Raw genomic sequence first — 22,488 nt, forward strand, 5'->3', positions numbered from 1 at the left:
AGTGGGGGTCGAATTACATATGCGATTGCCCTTCCCTCAAGGGAAGAGATCGGCCGGGCGGAATTCCTTGCGGGGTCGCATGCCTGACGACAGCGACCGACGTCCTTCGCCGGATGCCCTTCTGGAAGCCGCGGAGCGAGAGCTTCGCGGCAAGTTGCGTATTTTTCTTGGGGCTGCCCCCGGCGTCGGCAAAACGTTCGAGATGCTGCTTTCGGGCCGCGCGCGGCAGGCCGAGGGCGTAGATGTCGTCGTCGGTGTCGTCGAAACCCATGGTCGCAAGGAGACCGAGGCGCTTCTGCAGGGCTTCGAGATCATTCCGCGTGTGCCTGTGCCCTACAAGGAGCGGGCGCTCGACGAGATGGATATCGACGCCATCCTCGCGCGCCGGCCGCAATTGGTGCTGGTCGACGAGCTTGCCCACACCAATGCACCCGGCAGCCGCCATCCCAAGCGCTATCTGGATATCGAGGAACTGCTTGCCGCCGGCATCGATGTCTACACCACCGTCAATATCCAGCATGTCGAAAGCCTGAACGACATCGTTGCGCAGATCACCCGCGTTCGGGTGCGCGAGACGGTGCCGGATTCCTTCATCGACCGCGCCGACGACATCGAGGTCATCGACCTCACGCCGGGCGACCTGATCGAACGGCTGAAGCAGGGCAAGGTCTACATGCCCCGCACGGCCAAGGCTGCCATCGAAAACTATTTCTCGCCCGGAAACCTGACGGCGCTGCGCGAACTGGCCCTGCGGCGCACCGCCCAGCGTGTCGACGAGCAGCTTGTCAGCCATATGCGCGAGAATGCCATCTCTGGGCCATGGGCGGCCGGCGAGCGGGTGCTGGTGTGCATTGATGAAGCGCCACGTGCTGCCGCGATGGTGCGCTATGGCAGGCGGCTGGCGGAACGATTGCGCGCGCCGTGGTCTGTCGTGACGGTCGAGACGACGCACGCGGCGCGCCTCTCCGAGGCCGAGCGGGACCGGATCGCCAGCGCGCTGCGGCTTGCCGAGAGCCTGGGCGCGGAGGCTGCGACCTTGCCGGGGCGCACGGTCGCCGAGGAGATCATGCGTTATGCGCGCGAGCGCAATGTCACCCACATCATCGTCGGCAGCTCCGACAAGGCGCGCTGGCGCGAGTGGATCGAAGGCTCGGTGACGCATGACCTGATCCGCATTTCCGGCGATATCAGCGTGCATGTGATCTCGGGCCGGGAGGTCGCGCCCAAGCCGCCGAGAGGCTCGGTGCAGGATGCCGGCACGACGGTTTTTTCCTTCCGTCCCTATCTGGTGAGCCTGGGGATCATCGGCATCGCGCTGATATGTGCGTTCGCGCTGCGGCAATTGCTCGACGTTGCCAATATCGGCGTCGTCTTCCTGATGGGCGTGCTGACGAGCGCATTGTGGTTCGGCCTGCGCCCCGCGATCTTCGCCAGCGTCATCGGCGCCATAACCTTCAATTTCTTCTTCCTGCCGCCGCTCTACACATTCGACATCGGCGATTCGGAAAGCATCGTCACCTTCGTCTTTTTCCTCGTCGTGTCGGTGATTGCCAGCAACCTTTCGGCGCGGGTGCGTGGGCAGGCGATCGCGGCGCGCCAGCGGGCGCGAATGAATGAAGACCTCTATATGTTCTCCAAGAAGCTGGCCGGAACCGCGACGCTGGACGATGTCCTGTGGGCGACGGCCTTCCAGATCGCCTCTATGCTGAAGGTGCGCGTCGTGCTGCTGTTGCCGGAAGAGGGGCGCATCACTGTCAAGGCCGGCTATCCGCCGGAGGACACGCTGGACGAAGCCGACCTGGCGGCGGCCAAATGGACCTGGGAGAACGATCGCCCGGCCGGCCGCAGCGCCGATACGCTGCCGGGCGCCAAGCGGTTGTTTCTGCCCGTGCGCACGGCGCGCGGCGCAATCGCCGTGGTCGGCATCGACGACGACCGGCAAGGACCAATGCTGACGCCCGAGCGGCGGCGGCTGATGGATGCGCTGACCGACCAGGCAGCACTTGCCATCGAGCGCGTCCATCTGGTCGAAGACCTAGACAACGCCAAGCTGGCGGTGGAGGCCGACCGGCTGCGTTCGGCGCTTTTGACCTCCATCTCGCACGACCTGAAAACGCCGCTCGCTGCAATCATGGGGGCGGCGGGAACGCTGAAGGAATTTTCAGGCGCCCTGGACGCGCCGACCAAGGACGAGCTTCTCGGCTCTGTGCTCGACGAGTCGGAACGGCTCAACCGCTTCATCGCAAATCTGCTCGACATGACGAAGCTGGAATCCGGCGCGATCAGCCCGAATTTCGGCATGCACGATCTGAACGAGATCGTCGGCAGCGCGCTGTCGCGGGCAAAGAAAATCCTTGGCTCCCATCAGATCGAGGTCGACCTGCCGCCCAACCTGCCGATGCTGCGCGTCGACCCGGTGCTGTTCGAGCAGGTTCTGTTCAACCTGTTCGACAATGCGGCCAAATATTCGCCGGCGGGCTCGCGCATACGCATCCAGTCGTTCCAGGGCGAAAAGGCGTTGACGATCCAGATACTCGATGAAGGGCCAGGCATTCCGGCGGACGAGCTGGAAGAAATTTTCGGCAAGTTCACCCGTGCCCGCAAGGGCGACAGTGTGCCGGCCGGCACCGGCCTCGGCCTTGCCATCTGCCGCGGTTTCGTCGAAGCCATGGGCGGCACCATCGTGGCCGGGAACCGGACCGACCGCCCCGGTGCCGTCTTCACCATCCGCATGAAGCTGCCGGCGGGGCAAATTGAAGGCACGGAGTTGTCATGAGTGCGTCCGCGATAAAAATCCTCGTCGTCGATGACGAACAGCCGATCCGCAAGCTGCTGCGCGCCGGCCTGTCGACGCAGGGCTATGACATCATCGACGCGCCGAACGGGCGCACCGCACTGGAGGAGATGGCGAATGCCTCGCCCGATCTGGTGGTGCTCGATCTCGGCCTGCCCGATATTTCCGGGCAGGAGCTGCTGCGGCGCTGGCGCGAGGGAGGCAGCACGGTGCCGGTGGTGATCCTGTCCAGCCGCACCGACGAGCCCGGCATCGTCGAGGCGCTCGATCTCGGTGCCGACGACTATGTGACAAAGCCTTTCGGCGTGAACGAGCTGATCGCCCGCATCCGCGTGGCGCTGCGCCACCGGCTGCAGGAACAGGGCGAGAAGCCGGTCTTCAAGACGGGCGATCTGTCGGTCGATCTCGTGCGGCGCATCGTCAGGCTGGGTGGCGAGGAGATAAAACTGTCGCCCAAGGAATACGACATATTGCGCGCGCTGGTGCAGCATGCCGGCAAGGTTCTGACCCACAATTTCCTGATGAAGCAGGTGTGGGGCGAGGTGCAGGACGTGCAGTATCTCAGGGTCTATGTGCGCCAGCTTCGGCAGAAGATAGAGCCGGATCCGGAGCAGCCACGCTATATCCGCACCGAAACCGGGGTCGGCTACAGGTTGAGCGAGGCGGATTGAAGTGGCGGCGGCCGCTCGCCCCTTGTCAGGTGACGATGGAGGTTATCGACGCAGCGATCAGGAGGCCGGCGAGGAACAGCAGCGCACCATAGATCGGCGGCTTGCCGAACAGCACGGCGAAGGCCGAACCCCAGATGACGATCGCTGCGGACAGCGCATATAGGAAGGCAGGCTTGTCGTTCCAGGCTATGCCGACAGCCATCAGGCCGCCGACGATCAGCGCGCCGAACAGAAGCATTATAGACAGCGCGAATTTCTCGACCGAATCCATTACTCATCCTCTTGTCGTCCGGCCCGAATGTGCCGGATGGCGTCGGGTTCGGCAATGGCTGTTCGCAGGATAGGACCGGAAAGCGGTTCTGGCGGGGCAGGAGTGAAGCCGGCGCGCAACAGTGAGATGCAATTCACGACGCACCGGGCAGTTTGGGGCGCAAGGGCCGGTCCTGCCGCGAAGCAACATGGACAGGGTTTTAAGCAACCGCTAGTTTCAGTCGTCTGGCGCGATTGGAACGGCATGAACCACGAGGGGCTTATCGACCGCATCTACGAGGCGGCTGTCGTTCCGGAACTGTGGCCCGGGGTGCTGCAGGACGTATCGACGCTGGCCGGATGTTTCGGCGGCATCCTTTTTACGGCGACGCCCGACAAGATCGGACGCTGGACCAGTTCGAGCAATGTCCACGAACTCATGACGGATTTCACCGGCGACCCGGAAATACAGGCCAATAATATTCGCCTGCAACGCGGCATAGCAGCAAACCGCCACGGGTTCTTCGGCAACGATGAGCTGTATGGCCGCGAGGAGATGGAAGGCAGCTTCGTCTACAGGAAGTTCTTCCTGCCGCGAGGCTTTGGATACTGTGCCGGCACGGTCTTTCCGATGCCGAATGGCGATATGGCCGCATTCGACCTCGAGCGCCGCTATGCCGACGGGCCGGTTTCGCAGCAGGAGATCGCGGTTCTGGATGTGCTGCGTCCTCATCTCGGGCGCGCCGCCGTCCTGGCCACGCGCCTCAATCTCGAACGCGCGCGTGTCGTCGTCGATGCGCTTGAAAGTGCCGGACTGGCCGCGTCGATCTTGGGGATAACCGGACGGGTGCTTGCGGCCAATGCGCTTCTCGAAGGCATGTCGGCACAATTCGTGTTCCGGGCGCATGATCGCATCGCCCTTGCGGATGCCGGCGCCAATGCCTTGTTTGCCGAGTCGATCGAACAGCTCGCTTCTGCATCGTCCACCCGTTCCATTCCGGTTCCGGCATTGCCGGGACACGCGGCTGCGGTCGCTCATGTTCTTCCGCTGCCGGGCGAAGCAGCCGACGTTTTCTTTCGCGCCCATGCCCTCATGGTGGTGACGCGGCTCGATCGGCCGGCAGCACCTTCTGCCGAGCTGCTGGGCGGCCTGTTCGACCTGACGCCGGCGGAAGCGCGGGTTGCGCGCAGCATTTCCGAAGGCAAGACCACCGAGGAGGCGGCCACCGCACTCAACCTTTCACGGGAAACGGTGCGCTGGTACCTGAAGGCCATCTTCAGCAAGACCGGCGTGAGCCGCCAGGCTGAGCTGGGCGTGCTGCTATCGGGTGCGGTGCTGCGGGGGCCGGAGGGGTGAGGGAAGCAACCTGCAAGTAGGGAACTGAAGCACGATGGATGTTCGAACGCTTCCCCCCGGAGCGGTGTTATCTCCCGTTCTTCATCTCGCAGGAGGAGGAGCAGACACTTATCGATTGTCTGGATCGGGGCGAATGGAGTTCCGAACTCAAGCGGCGCGTCCAGCATTTCGGCTATCGTTATGACTATCGCGCCCGAATGGTCACTGACGACGCTTATCTGGGTAAACCGCCGGAGTGGCTTCGATCACTTAGCGAGCGCTTGACGGAATTGAATGCTTATAACGATGTTCCGGATCAAATTATCGCCAACGAATACGTGCCTGGCCAAGGCATCAGCGCGCATGTCGATTGCGTGCCTTGCTTTTCCGAACGGATAGCTTCTCTGAGTTTGCTTTCCAGCTGCGAAATGATCTTCCGGAACGTGAAGAGCCGCGAAACTATTTCCTTAATGCTCGAGCCGCGTTCATTGCTCATTATGTCGGGCGCGGCACGTTATGAATGGACGCATGAGATTCCATCCCGCAAGACCGATACGGTCGCGGGCGAAAAACGACAGCGCGAAAGGCGGGTTTCGCTGACTTTCAGGAAGGTGGTGAGAGCAGTGTGATCCGCGCCGATGGCGTAAGACCCCGAGTATATACTTGCAAAGGCAAACTGGCGGAGAGGGAGGGATTCGAACCCCCGATGGGCTTGCACCCATGCCGCATTTCGAGTGCGGTGCATTCGACCACTCTGCCACCTCTCCGCGGTGTTACTGGTCGGGCCGTTGCCGGCGCGGCGCTCTAGATAACGGCTGATGGGGCCTTGCACAAGGCCCTGTTGCACGCTTTATGCAGTTTCGGTTGCGGGTTTTGTCGGTTCGGCTTGACACGTTGAAGGCCATTGGCTAAACGCGCACCATTCCGGCGTGGGGTCTTTCTCCGCGCCGGTCGTACTTTGAACCCCGCAGACTGACAAAAAGACGGCCCGACCGCTTCCAAGTGGTCAAAAAGCCGGACCGAACAGCGAAAGGCAAAAAATGTTCGCAGTCATTAAAACGGGTGGCAAGCAGTATCGCGTTGCCGCCAATGACGTACTAAAAATCGGAAAGCTCGTCGCCGAAGCCGGCGATGTTGTCGAATTCGGTGAAGTTCTCGCTGTCGGCGAGGGCGAGAATGCAACGATCGGCGCTCCCTTCGTGGAAGGCGCTGTCGTGACGGCAGAAGTGGTCGTACAGGGCCGCGCACGCACCGTCATCGCGTTCAAGAAGCGCCGCCGCCAGAACTCGCGCCGCACCCGCGGCCACCGCCAGCATGAAACCACCATCCGGATCTCCGAGATCCTGACCGGTGGCGCCAAGCCGGCGAAGAAGGCCGCAGCAAAGCCGGAAGCTACCGCCACGGCGGAAGTTGCCGAAAAGCCCGCCAAGAAGGCCGCGCCGAAAAAGGCTGCAGCCGCGGCGGAAACCGAATAAGACTGAGCACGAAGGAGAACAGCAATGGCACATAAGAAAGCTGGCGGTTCGTCGCGCAACGGTCGCGATTCAGAATCCAAGCGCCTCGGCGTGAAGAAGTTCGGTGGCGAAGCCGTCATTCCGGGCAACATCATCATCCGTCAACGCGGCACCCAGTGGCATCCCGGCGTCAATGTCGGCATGGGCACTGATCATACGCTTTTTGCGATGGCAACCGGCGCGGTCGCGTTCCGCAAAAAAGCCAATGGCCGTACCTACGTATCGGTCAACCCAATTACCAAAGCAGCGGAATAGCCGGATCCGCGAGACAACACCGGCGCCCCATCTCGGGACCGGTGTCTGGCAAAATCCAGAAAAAGGAACAGGGGAGATGGGTCGCCATCTCCCCTTTTTCTTTGCCTGGAGGACTGAAATGGTTGCCGAATCGGAAGATTTTGAAGACGAGAGTCTGGCGATAGAGTGCCCGGTGCTGGTTACCGAGCGCCTGGTGATGCGTCCGCCGCATGCCGACGACATTCCCGAGCTGGCGATGCTCGCCAACAACCGCCGGGTGGCCGAGATGCTGTCGCGCATGCCGCACCCTTATGGCGAGGCCGAGGCGCGTTCGTTCCTCGCCATGTCGGGGCAGAAGCGTGTGGCCGGCTGCGTCTATGCGCTGACGCTGGCCGATACCGGCACCTTCATCGGTTGCGCCGGTCTCAACGGCACGGATCGCGGCCTCGAGCTCGGCTACTGGATCGGCGAACCCTACTGGAAGCGTGGGTTTGCCACTGAGGCAGCACACGCTCTGGTGGATCTTGCTTTCCGGGCGACCCAGATCAACGTGCTGCACGTCTCGTGCCGGGTCATCAACCCGTCGTCGCGGCGGGTGATCCACAAGTGCGGCTTCCAGTATGCGGGGCAGGGCATGCTGAACTCGATCGTCGCCGGGCAGGTGCCGGTGGAACGCTACCGGCTGGACCGCAAGACCTGGGTCAGCCTGCGGACGTGGCCGAAGTACTGACGATTGAGCGGCCGGTTGAGGCCGGCCGCTCAATCGAGTTCGAGCCACACCGGCAGATGGTCGGAGCCTTTTGCCTCGTCATCGATCCAAGTGCGTTTGACGCGGGTGGCGAGCGCGGCATGGACGAAGGCGAAGTCGATGAGGCGGTTCTTTTCCGGCTTGTCGTCATCCATCCAGCTTACGGCGCCGTCAGGCACGCCGCCGGCCAGCGAAAAGGCGTCGACCGGATGATGCGCGACGATCTGGCGGCCTTCGGCGTAGTCGGCCTCGCCGGCCATGACGATATATTCCGGCGAGGTGCGGTCCATGTTGAAGTCGCCCAAAAGCACGAACTCCTCCGGGCTTGGCAGTTCGGGGAAGCCGAATTCGGAAACGCCGCTCGCAGCACCGCCTTCCATGGCATAGGCGTAGACGCGTTCCTTGAGATAACGGATTTGGGTGGCGCGCTCCTCGAGATTGAGGTGGTCGAGATGGACGGAATAGACACGGATCGGTCCGGAAGGCGCGGTGATAAGGGCCTCAAGGGCCGAGCGTTGCAGGTTGAGGCGGTTGAAGCGGCGCGTGCGCGGCAGCAGCAGGTTGCGCGAAGCCACGATCGGCCAGCGCGACAGCACCATGTTGCCGAATTGCAGGCGCTGGTTTGCCGGCTTGCCATTTGCGTCCCGGGTGCCGAAATCGACGTCCATGGCGGGTCCGAAGATATAGAAGTAGTCAGGCAGCAGCGACGCCAGCCCGGCAACCAGATCGACGCCGCCATTGTGCGGGAGGTTACGCGTGACTTCCTGCAACGTGATGATGTCGGCTCCATCGAGGCTGGCGGCGATGCGTTCGAGATCGAACTTGCCGTCGCGGCCGATGCCGTACTGGATATTGTAGGTGACCAGCTTCATGTCTTCTCCTCGCCGCCGTCGATGCGAACCGCCAATCCCACCCTCGCGCTCGCGTGCTCTTTGCGCTACAGCACAGTCGAAGAAAAACCAATAACAGTGAAACCCTTGTTGCGATGAAATTTCTAGATCAGGCCAAAGTCTACATCCGCTCCGGCAATGGGGGTGCCGGCAGCGTCTCGTTCCGGCGGGAAAAATTCATCGAGTTCGGCGGGCCGGACGGCGGCGACGGCGGCCGTGGCGGCGATGTCTGGCTGGAGGTCGTCGACGGGCTGAACACGCTGATCGACTATCGCTACCAGCAGCATTTCAAGGCCCAGACCGGCGTGCATGGCATGGGCCGCAACATGACCGGCGCCAAGGGCGCCGACATCATGCTGAAGGTGCCGGTCGGCACGCAGGTCTATGAAGAAGACAACGAAACGCTGATCTGCGACCTGACCCAGGTCGGGCAGCGCTTCCGGCTGGCAGCCGGCGGCAATGGCGGCTTCGGCAACCAGCATTTCAAGACCTCGACCAACCAGGCGCCGCGCCGCGCCAATCCCGGCCTGGACGGCCAGGAAATGTGGGTCTGGCTCAGGCTCAAGCTGATTGCCGACGCCGGCCTCGTCGGCCTGCCCAATGCCGGCAAGTCGACTTTCCTTGCGGCGGTGACGGCGGCCAAACCGAAGATCGCAGACTATCCCTTCACCACGCTGCATCCCGGCCTCGGCGTGGCGCGCATCGATGCCCGCGAATTCGTCATTGCCGACATTCCCGGCCTGATCGAAGGCGCGCATGAAGGCGTCGGCATCGGCGACCGCTTCCTCGGCCATGTCGAGCGCACCCGCGTGCTTTTGCATCTGGTCTCGGCCCAGGAAGAGAACCCGGGCAAGGCCTACAAGACCGTGCGTGCCGAGCTCGAGGCCTATGGCCACGGCCTGGCCGACAAGGTCGAGATCGTGGCGCTGAGCCAGGTCGATACGCTCGACCCGGATGCGCGCAAGAAAAAGGTCGCTTTGCTGAAGCGGGCTGCAGGCCGCGCGCCGATCCTGCTTTCGGCGGCGACGCGGGAGGGCGTCGAAGAGACGCTGCGCGCGCTGATGGGCGAGGTGCAGGCGTCGCGGGCCGAGGCGGAACCGGCCGAGACCGATGACCGGTGGGCGAAGTAGCAAAGAACCGGACAGCAGTTTGATGTTTATGCCTTACGTTGCCCCCCTCTGTCCTGCCGGACATCTCCCCCACAGGTGGGGAGATCAGGCCGTCATTAAGGCTTCCGCCAATCTCCTGCATTGCAGAAGGGGGACCGGCATCGCCACTGCTAATCTCCCCACCTGTGGGGGAGATGTCCGGCAGGACAGAGGGGGGCAACGTAGAGCACAAACCTGGGCATCTAAGTACGCCTCTGGGATTTCGACATGACCTCGCATTCCCTGAAAAAATACCGGCGCATCACGGTGAAAATCGGCTCGGCCTTGCTGGTCGACCGCTCGGCCGGGTTGAAGCGCGACTGGCTGGCTTCGATCGCTGATGACATCGCTGTGCTTGCGGCAGGTGGGGCTGAGGTGCTGGTGGTGTCTTCCGGCGCCATTGCCCTCGGCCGCACCGTGCTCGGCCTCGGCAAGCGGGTGCTGAAGCTGGAGGAAAGCCAGGCATGTGCCGCCGTCGGCCAGATCGCGCTTGCCGGCGCGTGGTCGGACGAGCTTGGGCGCAACGGGCTCAAATCCGGGCAGGTGTTGGTGACGCTCGGCGACACCGAGGAGCGCCGGCGCTATCTCAACGCGCGCGCGACCATTTCGACGCTGCTCAAGATGAAGGCGGTGCCGGTCATCAACGAGAACGACACGGTGGCGACCTCCGAAATCCGCTATGGCGACAACGACCGTCTGGCCGCCCGCGTGGCGACGATGATGGGCGCGGACCTGCTGATCCTGCTGTCCGATATCGATGGTCTCTACACCGCGCCGCCGGCGCTCGATCCCGCAGCAAAATTCATTCCGCTGGTCGAACGCATCACACCCGACATCGAGGCAATGGCAGGGGCTGCGGCCTCGGAGCTGTCGCGCGGCGGCATGCGTACGAAGCTTGATGCCGGCAAGATCGCGACCGCGGCGGGCACGGCGATGATCATCACCTCCGGCACGCGGCTGAACCCGCTCAGCGCCATCGAGCGCGGCGAGCGTGCCACCTTCTTCAAGCCCAGCGCCAACCCGGTGAAGGGCTACAAGACCTGGATTGCGGGCCAGCTCGAGCCGGCTGGCCGGCTGACGGTCGATGCCGGCGCGGTCGGCGCGCTGCTTTCGGGCAAGTCGCTGCTGCCGGCAGGCGTCAGGAACGTCAGCGGCAACTTTTCGCGGGGCGACACGGTTGCGATCGTCAGCCCGGAGGGCCGGGAGATTGCGCGTGGCCTAATTGCCTATGACGCCGCCGATGCCGTAAGGATCGCTGGGCTGAAGACGAATGAAATTGCCGCCGTGCTTGGCTATGAAGGACGGTCGGCTATGATCCATCGCGACGATCTGGTGGTGAGCCATTCGGGCATGATGGAAACGGTGCAGGCGGAAGGATGAACCATGCTGACGACGCATGAAAAATCCGGTGAAGACACGATCTCCCTGATGGCCGATATCGGCCGCAAGGCGCGCGCGGCTGCGCGACCGTTGGCCATTGCAAGCACCGAGCGCAAGAATGCCGCCCTGATCGGCATGGCTGAGGCCATCATCCGCGGCGAGCAGGCGATTCTGGATGCCAACGCCATCGACGTGCAGAACGGCGAAGAATCGGGGATCAGCGGCTCCTTCATGGACCGGTTGAAGCTCGATCCGAAGCGAATTCGTGACATGGCTGACGGCATCCGGGCGATTGCCGAACTGCGCGATCCGGTCGGCGAGGTCATTGCCGAATGGGACCGTCCCAATGGCCTTCATATCGAGCGCGTGCGCACGCCGCTCGGCGTTGTCGGCGTCATCTATGAGAGCCGCCCGAATGTGACGGCGGATGCCGGCGCGCTGTGCCTGAAGGCCGGCAATCCCGTCATCCTGCGCGGCGGCTCGGATTCGCTCAATTCGTCGGCTGCGATCCATGCCTGCCTCGTCGAGGGGCTGAAGGCGGCGAACCTGCCGGCAGAGGCGATCCAGCTCGTGCCGACGACGGATCGCGCGGCGGTCGGTGAAATGCTGAAAGGGCTTTCCGGCAATCTCGACGTTATCATTCCGCGCGGCGGGCGCAGCCTGGTCGAGCGCGTGCAGACCGAGGCGCGTGTACCGGTCTTTGCCCATCTCGAAGGCATCTGCCATCTCTACATCGACAAGTCGGCCAAGCTCGACATGGCGGTGGGAATCGCCGTCAATGCCAAGATGCGCCGCACTGGCATTTGCGGGGCGGCCGAGACGCTGCTGGTCGACCGTGCGGTGGCGTCCACGCATCTGGTGCCGATCCTCGAGGCGCTGCGGGCGGCAGGCTGCGAAATCCATGCCGACGAGGAGGTTTTGAAGGCCTTCTCCGATGCAAAGCCGGCAACCGATGCCGACTGGGTGACGGAGTATCTCGACGCGATCATCGCGGTGAAGCTGGTCGAGGGCGTCTCGGGCGCGATCGAGCATATCGAGACCTTTTCCTCGCATCATACCGAGGCGATTGTCGCCGAGGATGCGGTGGCGGTTGAGCGCTTTTTCAACGAGATCGACTCGGCGATCCTGCTGCACAACGCCTCGACGCAATTCGCCGATGGCGGCGAGTTCGGCATGGGCGCCGAGATCGGCATCGCCACCGGCAAGATGCATGCGCGAGGCCCGGTCGGCGTCGAGCAGCTGACCTCCTTCAAGTACCGCGTGCGCGGGGCCGGGCAGGTGCGGCCGTGAGCAAGCTTGCGTCTTACCCTCCCCCTTGCGGGGAGGGTCGGCGAACCAATGCCGCGAAGCGGCATTTGCGAGCCGGGGTGGGGGTGGAGACGATGTGCTCCATTCCGACCTGACAGTGCCGGTTTCACCACCCCCACCCCGCTCCGCTACGCGGATCGACTCGCCAGGGCGAGCCGCGGGTCTCGCCCGTCCTTCGGACCCCCGCAAGGGGGAGGGTGAGAGCGTCGCGTCCCATTATCTCCGTATGCCGCATGTCGAGAAGGGCATGCAGGTCGGCCTGTTCGGCGGCTCGTTCAATCCGCCCCATGGCGGTCATGCGTTGGTTGCCGAAATCGCGCTGCGGCGGCTGCGGCTCGACCAGCTTTGGTGGATGGTGACGCCGGGCAACCCGCTGAAAAGTTCGCGCATGCAGGCCCCGCTGGCCGAGCGCATCGGCCTTTCGGAGAAGATCGCCAAGGACCCGCGCATAAAAGTCACCGCCTTCGAGGCGGCGCATCATGTGCGCTACACCGCCGATACGCTGGCACTGATCAAGGCGCGCAATCCGGGCGTCGATTTCGTCTGGATCATGGGCGCCGACAATCTGCGCGATTTTCACCGCTGGCAGCGCTGGCGACAGATCGTCATGACTTTTCCAATCGCGGTGATCGACCGGCCTGGCGCGACCCTGTCGTTCCTGTCGTCGGCGGTGGCCAAGACCTTCGACTATGCCCGCGTCGACGAGGCGGATGCGCCGCGTCTGGCGCGCATGAAGGCGCCGGCCTGGACCTTCATCCATGGCCCGCGCTCGTCGCTGTCGTCCACAGCCATCCGCAAGGCGAATGGCGGCGGCTGACCGCCGTTTTGGTTCTACTTGTTCGATATCCCCTTGGCCTCGAACGCCAGTATTGCCTTCTTGGTCAGGTCGAGCTTGGTGGCGAAGAAATCGGCGGCGGACGTCCAGTATCTCAAGGTGATTGCGACGGTGCTGTCGCCCAGCTCGTTGACGAAAGCGGCCGGTGCGGTGTCCTTTTTCACACGGCTGTCGGCCTTCGCCAGATCCATGAATGTCGATTGCGCCAGGTCGATATCGGCGTCGTAGCCGATGTCGATGGTGATGTCGTTGCGCCGGACGCCGTTGCGCGTGAGGTTGCGCACCGGCTGGTTCCACAGCGTGGAATTGGGCGCCAGAACGAAAATGCCGTCGGCGGCGCGCAGGCGGGTGGCGAACAGGCCGATCTCCTCGATCGTGCCGGTAACCGCACCGATCTCGACATATTCGCCGATGCGGAAGGGCCGGAGAACGAGCAGCATGATGCCGGCTGCGATATTCTGCAGCGTGCCCTGAAGCGCAAGGCCGACGGCGAGGCCGATCGCGCCGATGGCGGCAATGATGGAAGCCGTCTGGACGCCGAACTGGCCCAGCACCATGACGGTGACCAGCACGAGGATCGCGTAGCGCGCGATCTTCGAGAAGAACTGGCAAAGGGTCGGGTCGAAGCCGCGAATGCGGCTAAGGCCGGCGAATATGGCGCGCTCGATCATACCGGCGACAAGATAGCCGACGATCAGCAGGATGATCGCGCCAAGCACCGAGAAGGAATAGGTTACGGCGAGTGCGCTTGCCTGGCTCACCCCGGCCTGAACGGCGGCCATAGCTTCCTGGGTGTCGAGTTCCATAAGGGGCTCCTTTCACGTCTGCGAAACGAATAAGCCGCCCCGCCCACCGGTTCCTGCTCGAAAGATTTCATGATGGCAGCTTCGGACGGGTGATCGCAACCCGTGCCTGTTCAGCCACTGTCGGCGGCCGATTGAGGCTCATGCATTTGTGCGTCTTGAAAGTGTTGCACGACTCTGCCTATCTATGAGGTGTCCTGCGATTAAAAAGCAGGGCGTTTCGTTGTTCTTGTTTCGGAAGGAAAGACACTGAGAACAGCACTGCGGAAGAAGGCAACCATCATGCCTTCGCCGGCCGGGATGAGCGGAAACGACTCCGTGTCCCGCGCCTTAGAAACTGTCCTTGCCAGTCTGGAAGACTCCAAGGCTGAAAACATCGTCCCTATCGATCTTTACGGGAAGTCTAGCCTCGCCGATCACATGGTGATCGCATCGGGCCGGTCGCACCGTCATGTCGCGGCGGTGGCCGATCAACTCCTGAAGGCGCTGAAGGAAGCCGGTCTCGGCACCGCGCGCGTCGAGGGGCTTGAGGGCGCCGACTGGGTCCTGATCGATTCAGGCGATATCATCGTCCACGTCTTCCGCCCCGAAGTCCGCGACTTCTACAATCTTGAAAAGATGTGGCAGGCGCCGGATCTCGACGGAGAAACGGTTCACTAAGGTCCAGCGTCCCGAAGGATCGGGACAGGGCTTTAGGGTCAGGACAGGATGAAGATTGCTGTACATGCCGTGGGCCGGATGAAGGCCGGCCCCGACAAGGAGCTGGCCGACCGTTATTTGGACCGCTTCGCCAAGAGCGGTCCGGCCATAGGGCTGGAGTTCACCGGCGTCGTCGAGACGCCGGAAAGCCGCGCGCAGACCGCTGCCGAACGCAAGCGCGAGGAAGCGGAGAAGCTTCGCGCGCAACTGGCCTCCGGTGCTGCACTTATCCTGCTCGACGAGCGCGGCAGGAACATTTCATCGGAAGATTTCGCCGGCAAGATCGGCACCTTGCGCGACGGCGGCCAGCGCAATCTTGTCGTCGCCATCGGCGGGCCGGACGGTCATGATGCCGAGTTGCGGGAAAGTGCAGCTCTCGTGCTGTCCTTCGGGGCGCTGACATGGCCGCATCAGCTTGTGCGCATCATGCTGGCCGAGCAGCTTTATCGTGTCGCGACCATTCTCTCCGGCCACCCCTATCACCGCTCCTGATTTTGGCACGCCGCGCGAAAATTCGACAAAATCCACCGTGGGTTTGCGCATCCATCCAACCTTCACGACATGGTTGATGGTTCGTTAACGAAGAGATCGCTAAGGTCAGGCCGGAACACACGGCGCATTGGAATGTCTGGGACAGTGGTTGGGAGAGCAGGGTTTTGGCGGTTGCGCCGCGGCGTCTTCGCCGTGGCAGCGCTTGTGCTCGCCGTTGCCGTCGCCCAGGCCCAGGACGCCGACGCGATCGTCGCCGATCAGGCAGCACGCCAGGCCGAATACGAGAGCGTGTCGCAGGACATGACGCTTTCGGCCGCCAGACTGGAGCAGCTTTCCGCCGATATCGCCAAGGTCCGCAAGGATCATGCGACGATCACCGCAGCCCTTATCCAATCAGCCAAGACCGAAAAGAAGCTCAGCGAGGATATCGACGAGATCACCGGCCGGCTCGAGGGGCTGAAGGATCAGGAAGACGGCATCCGGCAGTCTCTGGCGGCGCGGCGCGGCGTTCTCGCGGAGGTTCTGGGCGCATTGGAGCGCATGGGGCTGAACCCGCCGCCGGCGATCCTTGTTAAGCCGGAGGATGCGCTGTCTTCGGTGCGCAGCGCCATTCTGCTCGGCGCCGTCGTGCCCGAACTGCGCTCGGAGACGGAAATTCTTCTTGCCGACATGAAGGAAATGTCGCGCGTCACCGCCTCGATCGACGCCGAGCGCCAGCGGCTGGTGGCGTCGGTCGCCGATCAATTGACGGAAAAGAAGCGGCTCAGCTTGCTGCTCGAGCAGAAGCAGCGCCTGCAGGGCGAGACCGAGACGGCGCTGAAGGAAGAGCAGAGCAATTCGGAAAAGCTTGCCGCGAAGGCAGGCAGCCTGCAGGGGCTTATCGCTTCGCTGGAAAAGCAGGCTGACGACAGCCGCAAGCAGGCGGAAGCGGAAAAAAAGGCGGAAGAACAACGCCTTGCCAGCGAGGCCGAGCGCACCGCGCCGCCCGAGGCCAATCGCCTGACCGCGACCGCGCCCTTTTCGGCCCTGCGCGGGCAGGTTTCACTGCCGGTCACCGGCCGGATCAAGAAGCGATTCGGCGCCAAGGACGATAACGGCGGCGTGATGCATGGCGACATGGTTGCGACACAATCGGGCGCCATCGTCACCGCGCCGGCCGATGGAAGCGTATTGTATGCGGGGCCTTTCCGTTCTTATGGACAACTCTTGATCCTGAACGCGGGCGACGGTTATCATGTCGTTCTGGCGGGCATGAGCAGAATCAGCGTCTCGCTGGGTCAGTCCGTGCTCGCGGGCGAACCGATCGGCGCGATGGGAGAGGCCAGGGTGGCTAGCACCGCGGCTTCGCCAAGTGGAAATATTGGTCCGGAGCTCTATGTTGAGTTCCGCAAGGATGGAAAACCGGTCGATCCGACCCCATGGTGGGCGGAGCGTCTTTCTGGAAGGACAGGAAATGATACGTAAATTGTCGCTTCTGTTTGCAGGTGCGCTCATGGGCGCTTCTGCAATGACGCTCGTCTATGGGGCGCCGGGCTCGACAGCCAATGCGGCAGGGTCCGAGACCTATCGCCAACTGGCGATCTTCGGCGACATTTTCGAGCGCGTGCGGGCGCAGTATGTGACGCCGCCGGATGAGAAGTCGCTGGTCGAAAGCGCCGTCAACGGCATGCTGACCTCCCTCGATCCGCATTCGTCCTACATGAACGCGGAAGCCGCCAAGGACATGCGCGTCCAGACCAAGGGCGAGTTCGGCGGCCTCGGCATCGAAGTGACGATGGAAAACGATCTGGTCAAGGTCATCACCCCGATCGACGACACGCCCGCAGCCAAGGCCGGTGTGCTTGCCGGCGATTTCATTGCCAAGATCGATGGCGAGGAAGTGCGCGGCCTGACGCTCAACGACGCGGTCGAGAAGATGCGCGGGCCGGTCGGCACGCCGATCAAGCTGACGATCCTGCGCGAAGGCGCCGACAAGCCGATCGAGCTGTCGGTCACGCGCGACATCATCAAGGTCAAGGCGGTGAAGTACCGCGTCGAGAACGACGTCGGCTACATGAAGATCACCTCCTTCACCGAAAAGACCTTCGACGACCTGCAGAACGCCATCGACACGATCAAGAAGCAGGTGCCGAACGACAAGCTCAAGGGTTACGTGCTCGACCTGCGCCTGAACCCGGGCGGCCTGCTCGACCAGGCGGTGAGCGTGTCCGACACGTTCCTGGACAAGGGCGAGATCGTCTCGACCCGTGGCCGCGATCCGAAGGACATCACCCGCTTTGATGCCCGTCCAGGCGACCTGATCGACGGCAAGCCGCTGATCGTGCTCGTCAATGGCGGTTCGGCCAGCGCCTCGGAAATCGTTGCCGGTGCGCTGCAGGATCATCGCCGCGCCACCGTGGTCGGCACGCAGTCCTTCGGCAAGGGTTCGGTGCAGACCATCATCCCGCTCGCCGAGAACGGCGCGCTGCGGCTGACGACGGCGCTCTATTACACGCCGTCGGGCAAATCGATCCAGGGCAAGGGCATCACGCCTGACATCAAGGTCGACCAGCCGCTGCCGGACGACCTGAAGGGCCGCGATCTGACGCGCGGCGAGTCAGACCTGAAGGGCCATATCAAGGGCGTGGAAGAGAGCGACCAGGGTTCCGGCTCGTCGGCCTATGTGCCGCCGGAAGCCAAGGACGACATCCAGCTCAACTATGCGCTGGACCTGCTCCGTGGCAACAAGACCGACCCGGCTTTCCCGCCGAGCCCTGAAAAGGCAGTCATGAACAACCAGTAAGCGCTGCCGGGCAGACGCCATCTGCTGCAGTGTTTGAAATGCAAATCCGCCGGAAATTTCCGGCGGATTTTTTTATGGCGCGGCTTCTCGCCGATATCCCTCTGAGCAAACGAAAAACGGGGTTTCTCAAGCAGCACGCTCTTTAGTTGGGCGGCGGATTCTGCGACAACGGATATCCGTTGTCCGGTCCGATTCTCTAAGGAATACGGCTTGTCCGATAAGGAAATCGATCGCCCGCTAGGTCAGGCTGCCGCTGTGTCGCGCCGGTCATCGCGCGGCTTTTCGCTGCGCGCCGGTCCAGCCGTGCTGGTGCTGGCGGCAATCGCGATCGTTGCCGGCTCCAGTTTGATCGCCTTTCGGGAACGGCCGTTCCGCAATCCGTCGCTGGTTGCCGTTTCGACGCCGCAGGTGACAGAGCCGGCAAAGGTGGAGGCTGCTGCTCCGGCAGCACCCGAGAACACGGCTAGCCAGCCCACCGATGGCCCATCCATCATTCATGTCGAACCGCCGCAGGGGGCTTCGAACGGCGTCGTCGTCATCCGCGACCCCTCCGCACTGGGCCAGAACCTGCGCGTTGCGCATCTGCCCGACAAGGCGCTGATCGAGCAGAGCGAAACGGGGCCCCTGCCGATCCGCGCTGCTGACGGCCGGCGGCCGTTCGATGTCTATGCGCGGCCATGGTCCGGCGCGCGCGGCGCGCGTGTGGCGATCGTCATCGGCGGTCTTGGCCTGTCGCAGACCGGCACGCAGCAGGCAATCGCCAAGCTGCCGCCGGAAGTCACGCTGGCCTTTGCGCCGGGGGGCAACAGCATCAGCCGCTGGATGCAGGAAGGCCGCCGCAAGGGCCACGAGATCGTCATGCAGGTGGCGCTGGAGCCTTTCGATTATCCCAACGTCAATCCGGGCCGCAACACGCTGACTGTGGCGGCACCCGCCGCCGAGAATTTGAAGAACCTGCGCTGGACCCTGTCGCGCACGACCAACTACACCGGCGTGATGAACTATATGGGCGCGCGGTTTGCCGCCGACGCGGCAGCGATGGGGCCGGTCATGGCCGAACTCGGCAAGCGCGGCCTGCTCTATCTCGACGATGGCTCGACGGCGCGCAGCGTGGCGCCGGAACTGGCGCTGAAGAACCGCGTGCCGGTCGCCGTCGCCGATGCCACGATCGATGCGGTGCGCGACCGTGGCGAAATCCTGAAGAAACTCGACCAACTCGAAAGCACGGCGCGCGCCAAGGGCTTTGCCATCGGCACGGGATCGGCCTTCGACATGACAGTCGATGCCGTCTCCTCCTGGGTCGAGGAAGCAAAGCGGCGCGGCATCGAAATCGTGCCGATCTCGGCACTCGCCACCGACCCGGAACGCGGCTGAAGGACATCATGGCAAAGAAGAAAATCGATCCGGAATCACTGCCCTATCGCCCTTGCGTCGGCATCATGGTGCTGAATGGCGACGGGCTGGTCTGGTCCGGCCATCGCATCGCCGAACCGGACAGCGAGATGGCGGGCGCCGACAAGCTCTGGCAGATGCCGCAGGGCGGCATCGACAAGGGTGAGGACCCGCTGCCGGCGGCCCTGCGCGAGCTCTACGAGGAAACCGGCATGCGCAGCGTCTCGCTGCTGGCCGAAGCGCCGCGTTGGATCAATTACGACCTGCCCGCCGACAAGCTCGGCATCGCATTCAAGGGCAAATATCGCGGCCAGACGCAAAGATGGTTCGCCTTCCGCTTCGAAGGCAACGAAAGCGAAATCGCCATCAACCCGCCGCCTGGCGGGCATGAGCCGGAATTCGACGACTGGGCGTGGAAGCCGATGACCGACCTGCCCGAGCTGATCGTGCCGTTCAAGCGCAAGCTCTATGAGGAGGTCGTCGCGGCCTTCCGCCATCTGGCGCCGTGATAGGCGCGGGCTGAGGCCTCCGCCGACACCTCTGATAAATTCCCCGCGCGCGCGGCGTTTCGCCGTCGCCTGATCCAACGTAAGCTGCGCTTTCGCTGCAAGCTGATGTTGCAGTGCAACCTTGTTTGCATTATGGGAGGTTTACGCACGATCCTCGAAGAATACACAGTTTATTGAAAGGATTTGGCGTAATTTTGGTATATTGCGCAAACAATCATCTAAAGTTGATGATTGCGCGCTGAAATCTGAGGATTTCGAGCGGAATGGACCGGGACGACGCAAGAAAATGCGAAACATCGCAGCCGAGCCTCGCGGAGGCGGGTGCGTTGCTGACGATCGACCTCTCGGCGTTGCGCGAAAACTACCGGCTGCTGAAGAGCCATCTCGGAGCAACGCGCTGCGCCGGCGTGGTCAAGGCCGATGGCTATGGGCTGGGTGCGGCCGAAGTGGCGAAGGCACTGCTTGCCGAGGGATGCGACACGTTCTTCGTTGCGCATCTCGGCGAAGGGCTGACCCTGCGCGCCGTGCTCAGTGATGGTCCCGAAATCTACATCCTGAACGGCACGCCGCCCGGCGCGGAAGCTGAAGCTGCCGCCGCTGATCTGATCACGATAGCCAACAGCCTCGAGCAACTTGCCGCCTGGGCTGCCGCGGCGAGGGCACTCGGCAGGAAGCTGCCGGTGGCGCTTCAGGTCGACAGCGGCATGTCGCGGCTCGGCATGATGCCGGGAGAGGTCGAGACGCTGGCGCGGAATCCGGGCCTGCTGGAAGGCGTCGAGGTCAGACTGGTGATGAGCCATCTCGCCTGCGCCGACGAGCCGGAGCATCCGGCCAATGCCGCGCAGAAAAAGGCGTTCGATCTCCTGCGTTCGCTGCTGCCGGCGGCACCTGCTTCGCTCACCAATTCGTCGGGCATATTTCTCGGGCCGGACTATCATTACGATCTCGCTCGGCCGGGTGCGGCGCTCTACGGCATCAATCCGACGCCGGGCAAGCCGAACCCGATGCGCGAGGTCATCCGGCTTTCGGCAAAGGTGATCCAGACGCGCACGCTGGAGGCCGATATCGGCGTCGGCTACGGCCACACCTTCCGTACCACCGGGCCGCTGCGGGCCGCGACGATCTCGCTCGGCTATGCCGATGGCTGGCACCGCCGCGCGGCGGCGGGTGCTTTCTTCAACGGCGTCAGGCTGCCCTTCGTCGGCCGCGTCTCGATGGACAGCATCATCATCGACATCTCGGCGCTGCCCGAAGGCGCGCTGAAGGCCGGCGATCTGGTCGAGATGATCGGCAGCCACCAGACGGTGGACGACGTTGCCGGTCATGCCGGCACCATCGGCTACGAGGTGCTGACCGGGCTCGGCCATCGTTTTCATCGGATTTACGAAGGCGGCTGAGGGGGCTCTCCCGCCGCAGGCAATTTTCAAGGGGTTCTGCAATGAAGGTTCTTGTTCTGGGAAGCGGCGTGGTGGGTATCACCAGCGCGCATTATCTGGCGGAAGCCGGCCATGAGGTCGAGGTGGTGGACCGCCAGAGCGGCCCGGCGCTGGAAACCAGCTTCGCCAATGCCGGCGAAGTGTCGCCCGGCTACTCCTCGCCCTGGGCCGGGCCCGGCATTCCGATGAAGGCGATCAAATGGCTGCTGATGCGCCATGGCCCGCTGGTCGTTCGCCCGAAATTCGATCCGGCGATGTGGTTGTGGCTGTTGAAGATGCTCGGCAACTGCACCTCGGCGCGCTACGCCGTCAACAAGGCGCGCATGGTGCCGATTGCCGAATACAGCCGCGACATGCTGATGGCGTTGCGCGCCTCGACCGGCATCGCCTATGACGAGCGCAGCCAGGGCACGCTGCAGCTTTTCCGCACGCAGAAGCAGCTCGACGGCATTGGCGGCGACGTCGAGGTGCTGAAGCAGTTCGGCGTGCCGTTCGAGGTGCTGGACCCTGCCGGCTGCATCGGCGCTGAGCCGGCGCTGGCCGCCGTGAAAGGAAAATTCGTCGGCGGCCTGCGGCTGCCGGGCGACGAGACGGGTGACTGCCAGATGTTCACCGAGCGTCTGGCCGCGCATTGCGCCGGGCGCGGCGTGAGCTTCCGTTTCAACACGAAGATCGAGAAGATCATCACCGAAGGCGGGCGGATCACCGGCGTCGCCACCAGCGCCGGGGTGCTGACCGCCGACGCCTATGTCGTGGCGCTTGGCAGCTATTCGCCGATCATTTTGAAGCCGCTAGGGCTTTCCGTGCCGGTTTATCCCGTAAAGGGCTATTCCATCACCGTGCCGATCACCAATGCTGACGGCGCTCCGGTCTCGACGGTCATGGACGAAACCTACAAGGTCGCGATCACGCGTCTCGGCGACCGCATCCGCGTCGGCGGCACCGCGGAAATCTCGGGCTACGACCTCAGCCTGCACCAGGCGCGGCGCGACACGCTGGAACATTCGGTCTCCGACCTGTTCCCGAATGGCGGCGCGGTGAAGGAAGCGAGCTTCTGGTGCGGCCTGCGCCCGATGACGCCGGACGGCCCGCCGATCATCGGCAAGACGCGCTATGACAATCTCTTCCTCAACACCGGCCACGGCACACTCGGCTGGACCATGTCCTGCGGCTCGGGCCGTGTGCTTGCCGATATCGTCTCCGGCAAGACGCCGGAGATCGATACGGGCGCACTCAACCTCAGCCGCTACGGCTAAACTGTCCCCGGT

At 63.4% G+C, this 22,488-nt stretch carries 22 protein-coding genes and 1 tRNA gene; 19 read left to right on the forward strand and 4 right to left on the reverse strand.

Features of this window, described 5'->3' with window-relative positions:
• The first annotated feature begins 79 nt into the window (after positions 1-79).
• Complete coding sequence (locus G6N74_RS13680) at positions 80-2,776, forward strand: DUF4118 domain-containing protein (protein ID WP_165118204.1); 2,697 nt, start codon at positions 80-82, stop codon at positions 2,774-2,776.
• Entirely contained in the window at positions 2,773-3,465 is a 693-nt protein-coding gene (locus G6N74_RS13685) for a response regulator transcription factor (protein WP_165118206.1), read from the forward strand. The genes G6N74_RS13680 and G6N74_RS13685 overlap by 4 nt, the downstream gene beginning before the upstream one ends.
• 25 nt (positions 3,466-3,490) lie before the next feature.
• On the opposite strand, the gene G6N74_RS13690 is transcribed toward G6N74_RS13685, so the two are convergent.
• Complete coding sequence (locus G6N74_RS13690) at positions 3,491-3,736, reverse strand: hypothetical protein (RefSeq protein WP_165118208.1); 246 nt, start codon at positions 3,734-3,736, stop codon at positions 3,491-3,493.
• 243 nt (positions 3,737-3,979) lie between these two features.
• Here G6N74_RS13690 and G6N74_RS13695 point away from each other — a divergent pair, with 243 nt between their 5' ends.
• Together G6N74_RS13695 and G6N74_RS13700 are read left to right on the forward strand one after the other, a co-directional pair.
• On the forward strand, positions 3,980-5,071 hold the full coding sequence (locus tag G6N74_RS13695) for a helix-turn-helix transcriptional regulator (protein WP_165118210.1): 1,092 nt from the start codon (positions 3,980-3,982) through the stop codon (positions 5,069-5,071).
• 38 nt (positions 5,072-5,109) lie between these two features.
• Complete coding sequence (locus G6N74_RS13700) at positions 5,110-5,679, forward strand: alpha-ketoglutarate-dependent dioxygenase AlkB (RefSeq protein WP_165118212.1); 570 nt, start codon at positions 5,110-5,112, stop codon at positions 5,677-5,679.
• A gap of 48 nt (positions 5,680-5,727) precedes the next feature.
• Here the strand turns inward: G6N74_RS13700 and G6N74_RS13705 are convergent.
• Positions 5,728-5,817 (reverse strand) — tRNA-Ser (locus tag G6N74_RS13705).
• Between the two features lie 273 nt (positions 5,818-6,090).
• On the opposite strand from G6N74_RS13705, the gene rplU reads away from it, so the two are divergent.
• From rplU to G6N74_RS13720, 3 genes are all read left to right on the forward strand, one after another.
• Positions 6,091-6,525, forward strand: coding sequence for a 50S ribosomal protein L21 (rplU, locus tag G6N74_RS13710; protein WP_091909049.1), 435 nt, complete (start codon positions 6,091-6,093; stop codon positions 6,523-6,525).
• Between the two features lie 24 nt (positions 6,526-6,549).
• Positions 6,550-6,819 (forward strand): 50S ribosomal protein L27, encoded by a 270-nt coding sequence (gene rpmA / locus G6N74_RS13715; RefSeq protein WP_165118214.1) that lies wholly within the window; start codon positions 6,550-6,552, stop codon positions 6,817-6,819.
• Between the two features lie 118 nt (positions 6,820-6,937).
• Entirely contained in the window at positions 6,938-7,528 is a 591-nt protein-coding gene (locus G6N74_RS13720; RefSeq protein ID WP_165118216.1) for a GNAT family N-acetyltransferase, read from the forward strand.
• A 29-nt stretch (positions 7,529-7,557) separates the two neighbouring features.
• On the opposite strand, the gene G6N74_RS13725 is transcribed toward G6N74_RS13720, so the two are convergent.
• Positions 7,558-8,418 (reverse strand): endonuclease/exonuclease/phosphatase family protein, encoded by an 861-nt coding sequence (locus G6N74_RS13725; RefSeq protein WP_165118218.1) that lies wholly within the window; start codon positions 8,416-8,418, stop codon positions 7,558-7,560.
• Between the two features lie 113 nt (positions 8,419-8,531).
• On the opposite strand from G6N74_RS13725, the gene obgE reads away from it, so the two are divergent.
• The 4 genes from obgE to G6N74_RS13750 all read left to right on the forward strand — a co-directional run bounded on the left by obgE (position 8,532) and on the right by G6N74_RS13750 (position 13,089).
• Positions 8,532-9,566 (forward strand): GTPase ObgE, encoded by a 1,035-nt coding sequence (gene obgE, locus G6N74_RS13730; RefSeq protein WP_165118220.1) that lies wholly within the window; start codon positions 8,532-8,534, stop codon positions 9,564-9,566.
• Positions 9,567-9,812: 246 nt separating this feature from the next.
• A complete protein-coding gene (gene proB / locus G6N74_RS13740; protein WP_165118222.1) occupies positions 9,813-10,964 on the forward strand; it encodes a glutamate 5-kinase in 1,152 nt (383 codons plus the stop codon).
• A gap of 3 nt (positions 10,965-10,967) precedes the next feature.
• Complete coding sequence (locus tag G6N74_RS13745; protein ID WP_165118224.1) at positions 10,968-12,254, forward strand: glutamate-5-semialdehyde dehydrogenase; 1,287 nt, start codon at positions 10,968-10,970, stop codon at positions 12,252-12,254.
• 244 nt (positions 12,255-12,498) lie between these two features.
• The gene (locus tag G6N74_RS13750) at positions 12,499-13,089 is read left to right on the forward strand and encodes a nicotinate-nucleotide adenylyltransferase (protein WP_165118852.1); all 591 of its coding nucleotides are present in this window, start codon (positions 12,499-12,501) and stop codon (positions 13,087-13,089) included.
• A gap of 14 nt (positions 13,090-13,103) precedes the next feature.
• Here the strand turns inward: G6N74_RS13750 and G6N74_RS13755 are convergent, their stop codons facing one another.
• Entirely contained in the window at positions 13,104-13,913 is an 810-nt protein-coding gene (locus tag G6N74_RS13755) for a mechanosensitive ion channel family protein (RefSeq protein WP_165118226.1), read from the reverse strand.
• A 279-nt stretch (positions 13,914-14,192) separates the two neighbouring features.
• Between G6N74_RS13755 and rsfS the strand changes: the two genes are divergently transcribed.
• The 8 genes from rsfS (at position 14,193) to G6N74_RS13795 (ending at position 22,476) form a co-directional block, all read left to right on the forward strand.
• Positions 14,193-14,570, forward strand: coding sequence for a ribosome silencing factor (gene rsfS, locus G6N74_RS13760; protein ID WP_165118228.1), 378 nt, complete (start codon positions 14,193-14,195; stop codon positions 14,568-14,570).
• Between the two features lie 48 nt (positions 14,571-14,618).
• Positions 14,619-15,101 (forward strand): 23S rRNA (pseudouridine(1915)-N(3))-methyltransferase RlmH, encoded by a 483-nt coding sequence (gene rlmH / locus G6N74_RS13765; protein WP_165118230.1) that lies wholly within the window; start codon positions 14,619-14,621, stop codon positions 15,099-15,101.
• A 132-nt stretch (positions 15,102-15,233) separates the two neighbouring features.
• Positions 15,234-16,565 carry a murein hydrolase activator EnvC family protein gene (locus G6N74_RS13770; protein ID WP_165118232.1) on the forward strand — a complete coding sequence of 444 codons (1,332 nt, stop codon included), beginning with the start codon at positions 15,234-15,236 and terminating at the stop codon, positions 16,563-16,565.
• Complete coding sequence (locus G6N74_RS13775; protein WP_165118234.1) at positions 16,555-17,883, forward strand: S41 family peptidase; 1,329 nt, start codon at positions 16,555-16,557, stop codon at positions 17,881-17,883. The genes G6N74_RS13770 and G6N74_RS13775 overlap by 11 nt, the downstream gene beginning before the upstream one ends.
• 210 nt (positions 17,884-18,093) lie before the next feature.
• Positions 18,094-19,257 carry a divergent polysaccharide deacetylase family protein gene (locus tag G6N74_RS13780; protein ID WP_165118236.1) on the forward strand — a complete coding sequence of 388 codons (1,164 nt, stop codon included), beginning with the start codon at positions 18,094-18,096 and terminating at the stop codon, positions 19,255-19,257.
• A gap of 8 nt (positions 19,258-19,265) precedes the next feature.
• Entirely contained in the window at positions 19,266-19,784 is a 519-nt protein-coding gene (locus G6N74_RS13785) for an RNA pyrophosphohydrolase (protein WP_165118238.1), read from the forward strand.
• Between the two features lie 263 nt (positions 19,785-20,047).
• Positions 20,048-21,181 (forward strand): alanine racemase, encoded by a 1,134-nt coding sequence (gene alr, locus G6N74_RS13790; protein ID WP_165118240.1) that lies wholly within the window; start codon positions 20,048-20,050, stop codon positions 21,179-21,181.
• A 41-nt stretch (positions 21,182-21,222) separates the two neighbouring features.
• Positions 21,223-22,476 carry a D-amino acid dehydrogenase gene (locus G6N74_RS13795; protein WP_165118242.1) on the forward strand — a complete coding sequence of 418 codons (1,254 nt, stop codon included), beginning with the start codon at positions 21,223-21,225 and terminating at the stop codon, positions 22,474-22,476.
• The last annotated feature ends 12 nt before the right edge of the window (positions 22,477-22,488 follow it).

It is taken from the genome of Mesorhizobium zhangyense, assembly GCF_011045115.1.
Taxonomy (GTDB): Bacteria; Pseudomonadota; Alphaproteobacteria; order Rhizobiales; family Rhizobiaceae; genus Mesorhizobium_M; species Mesorhizobium_M zhangyense.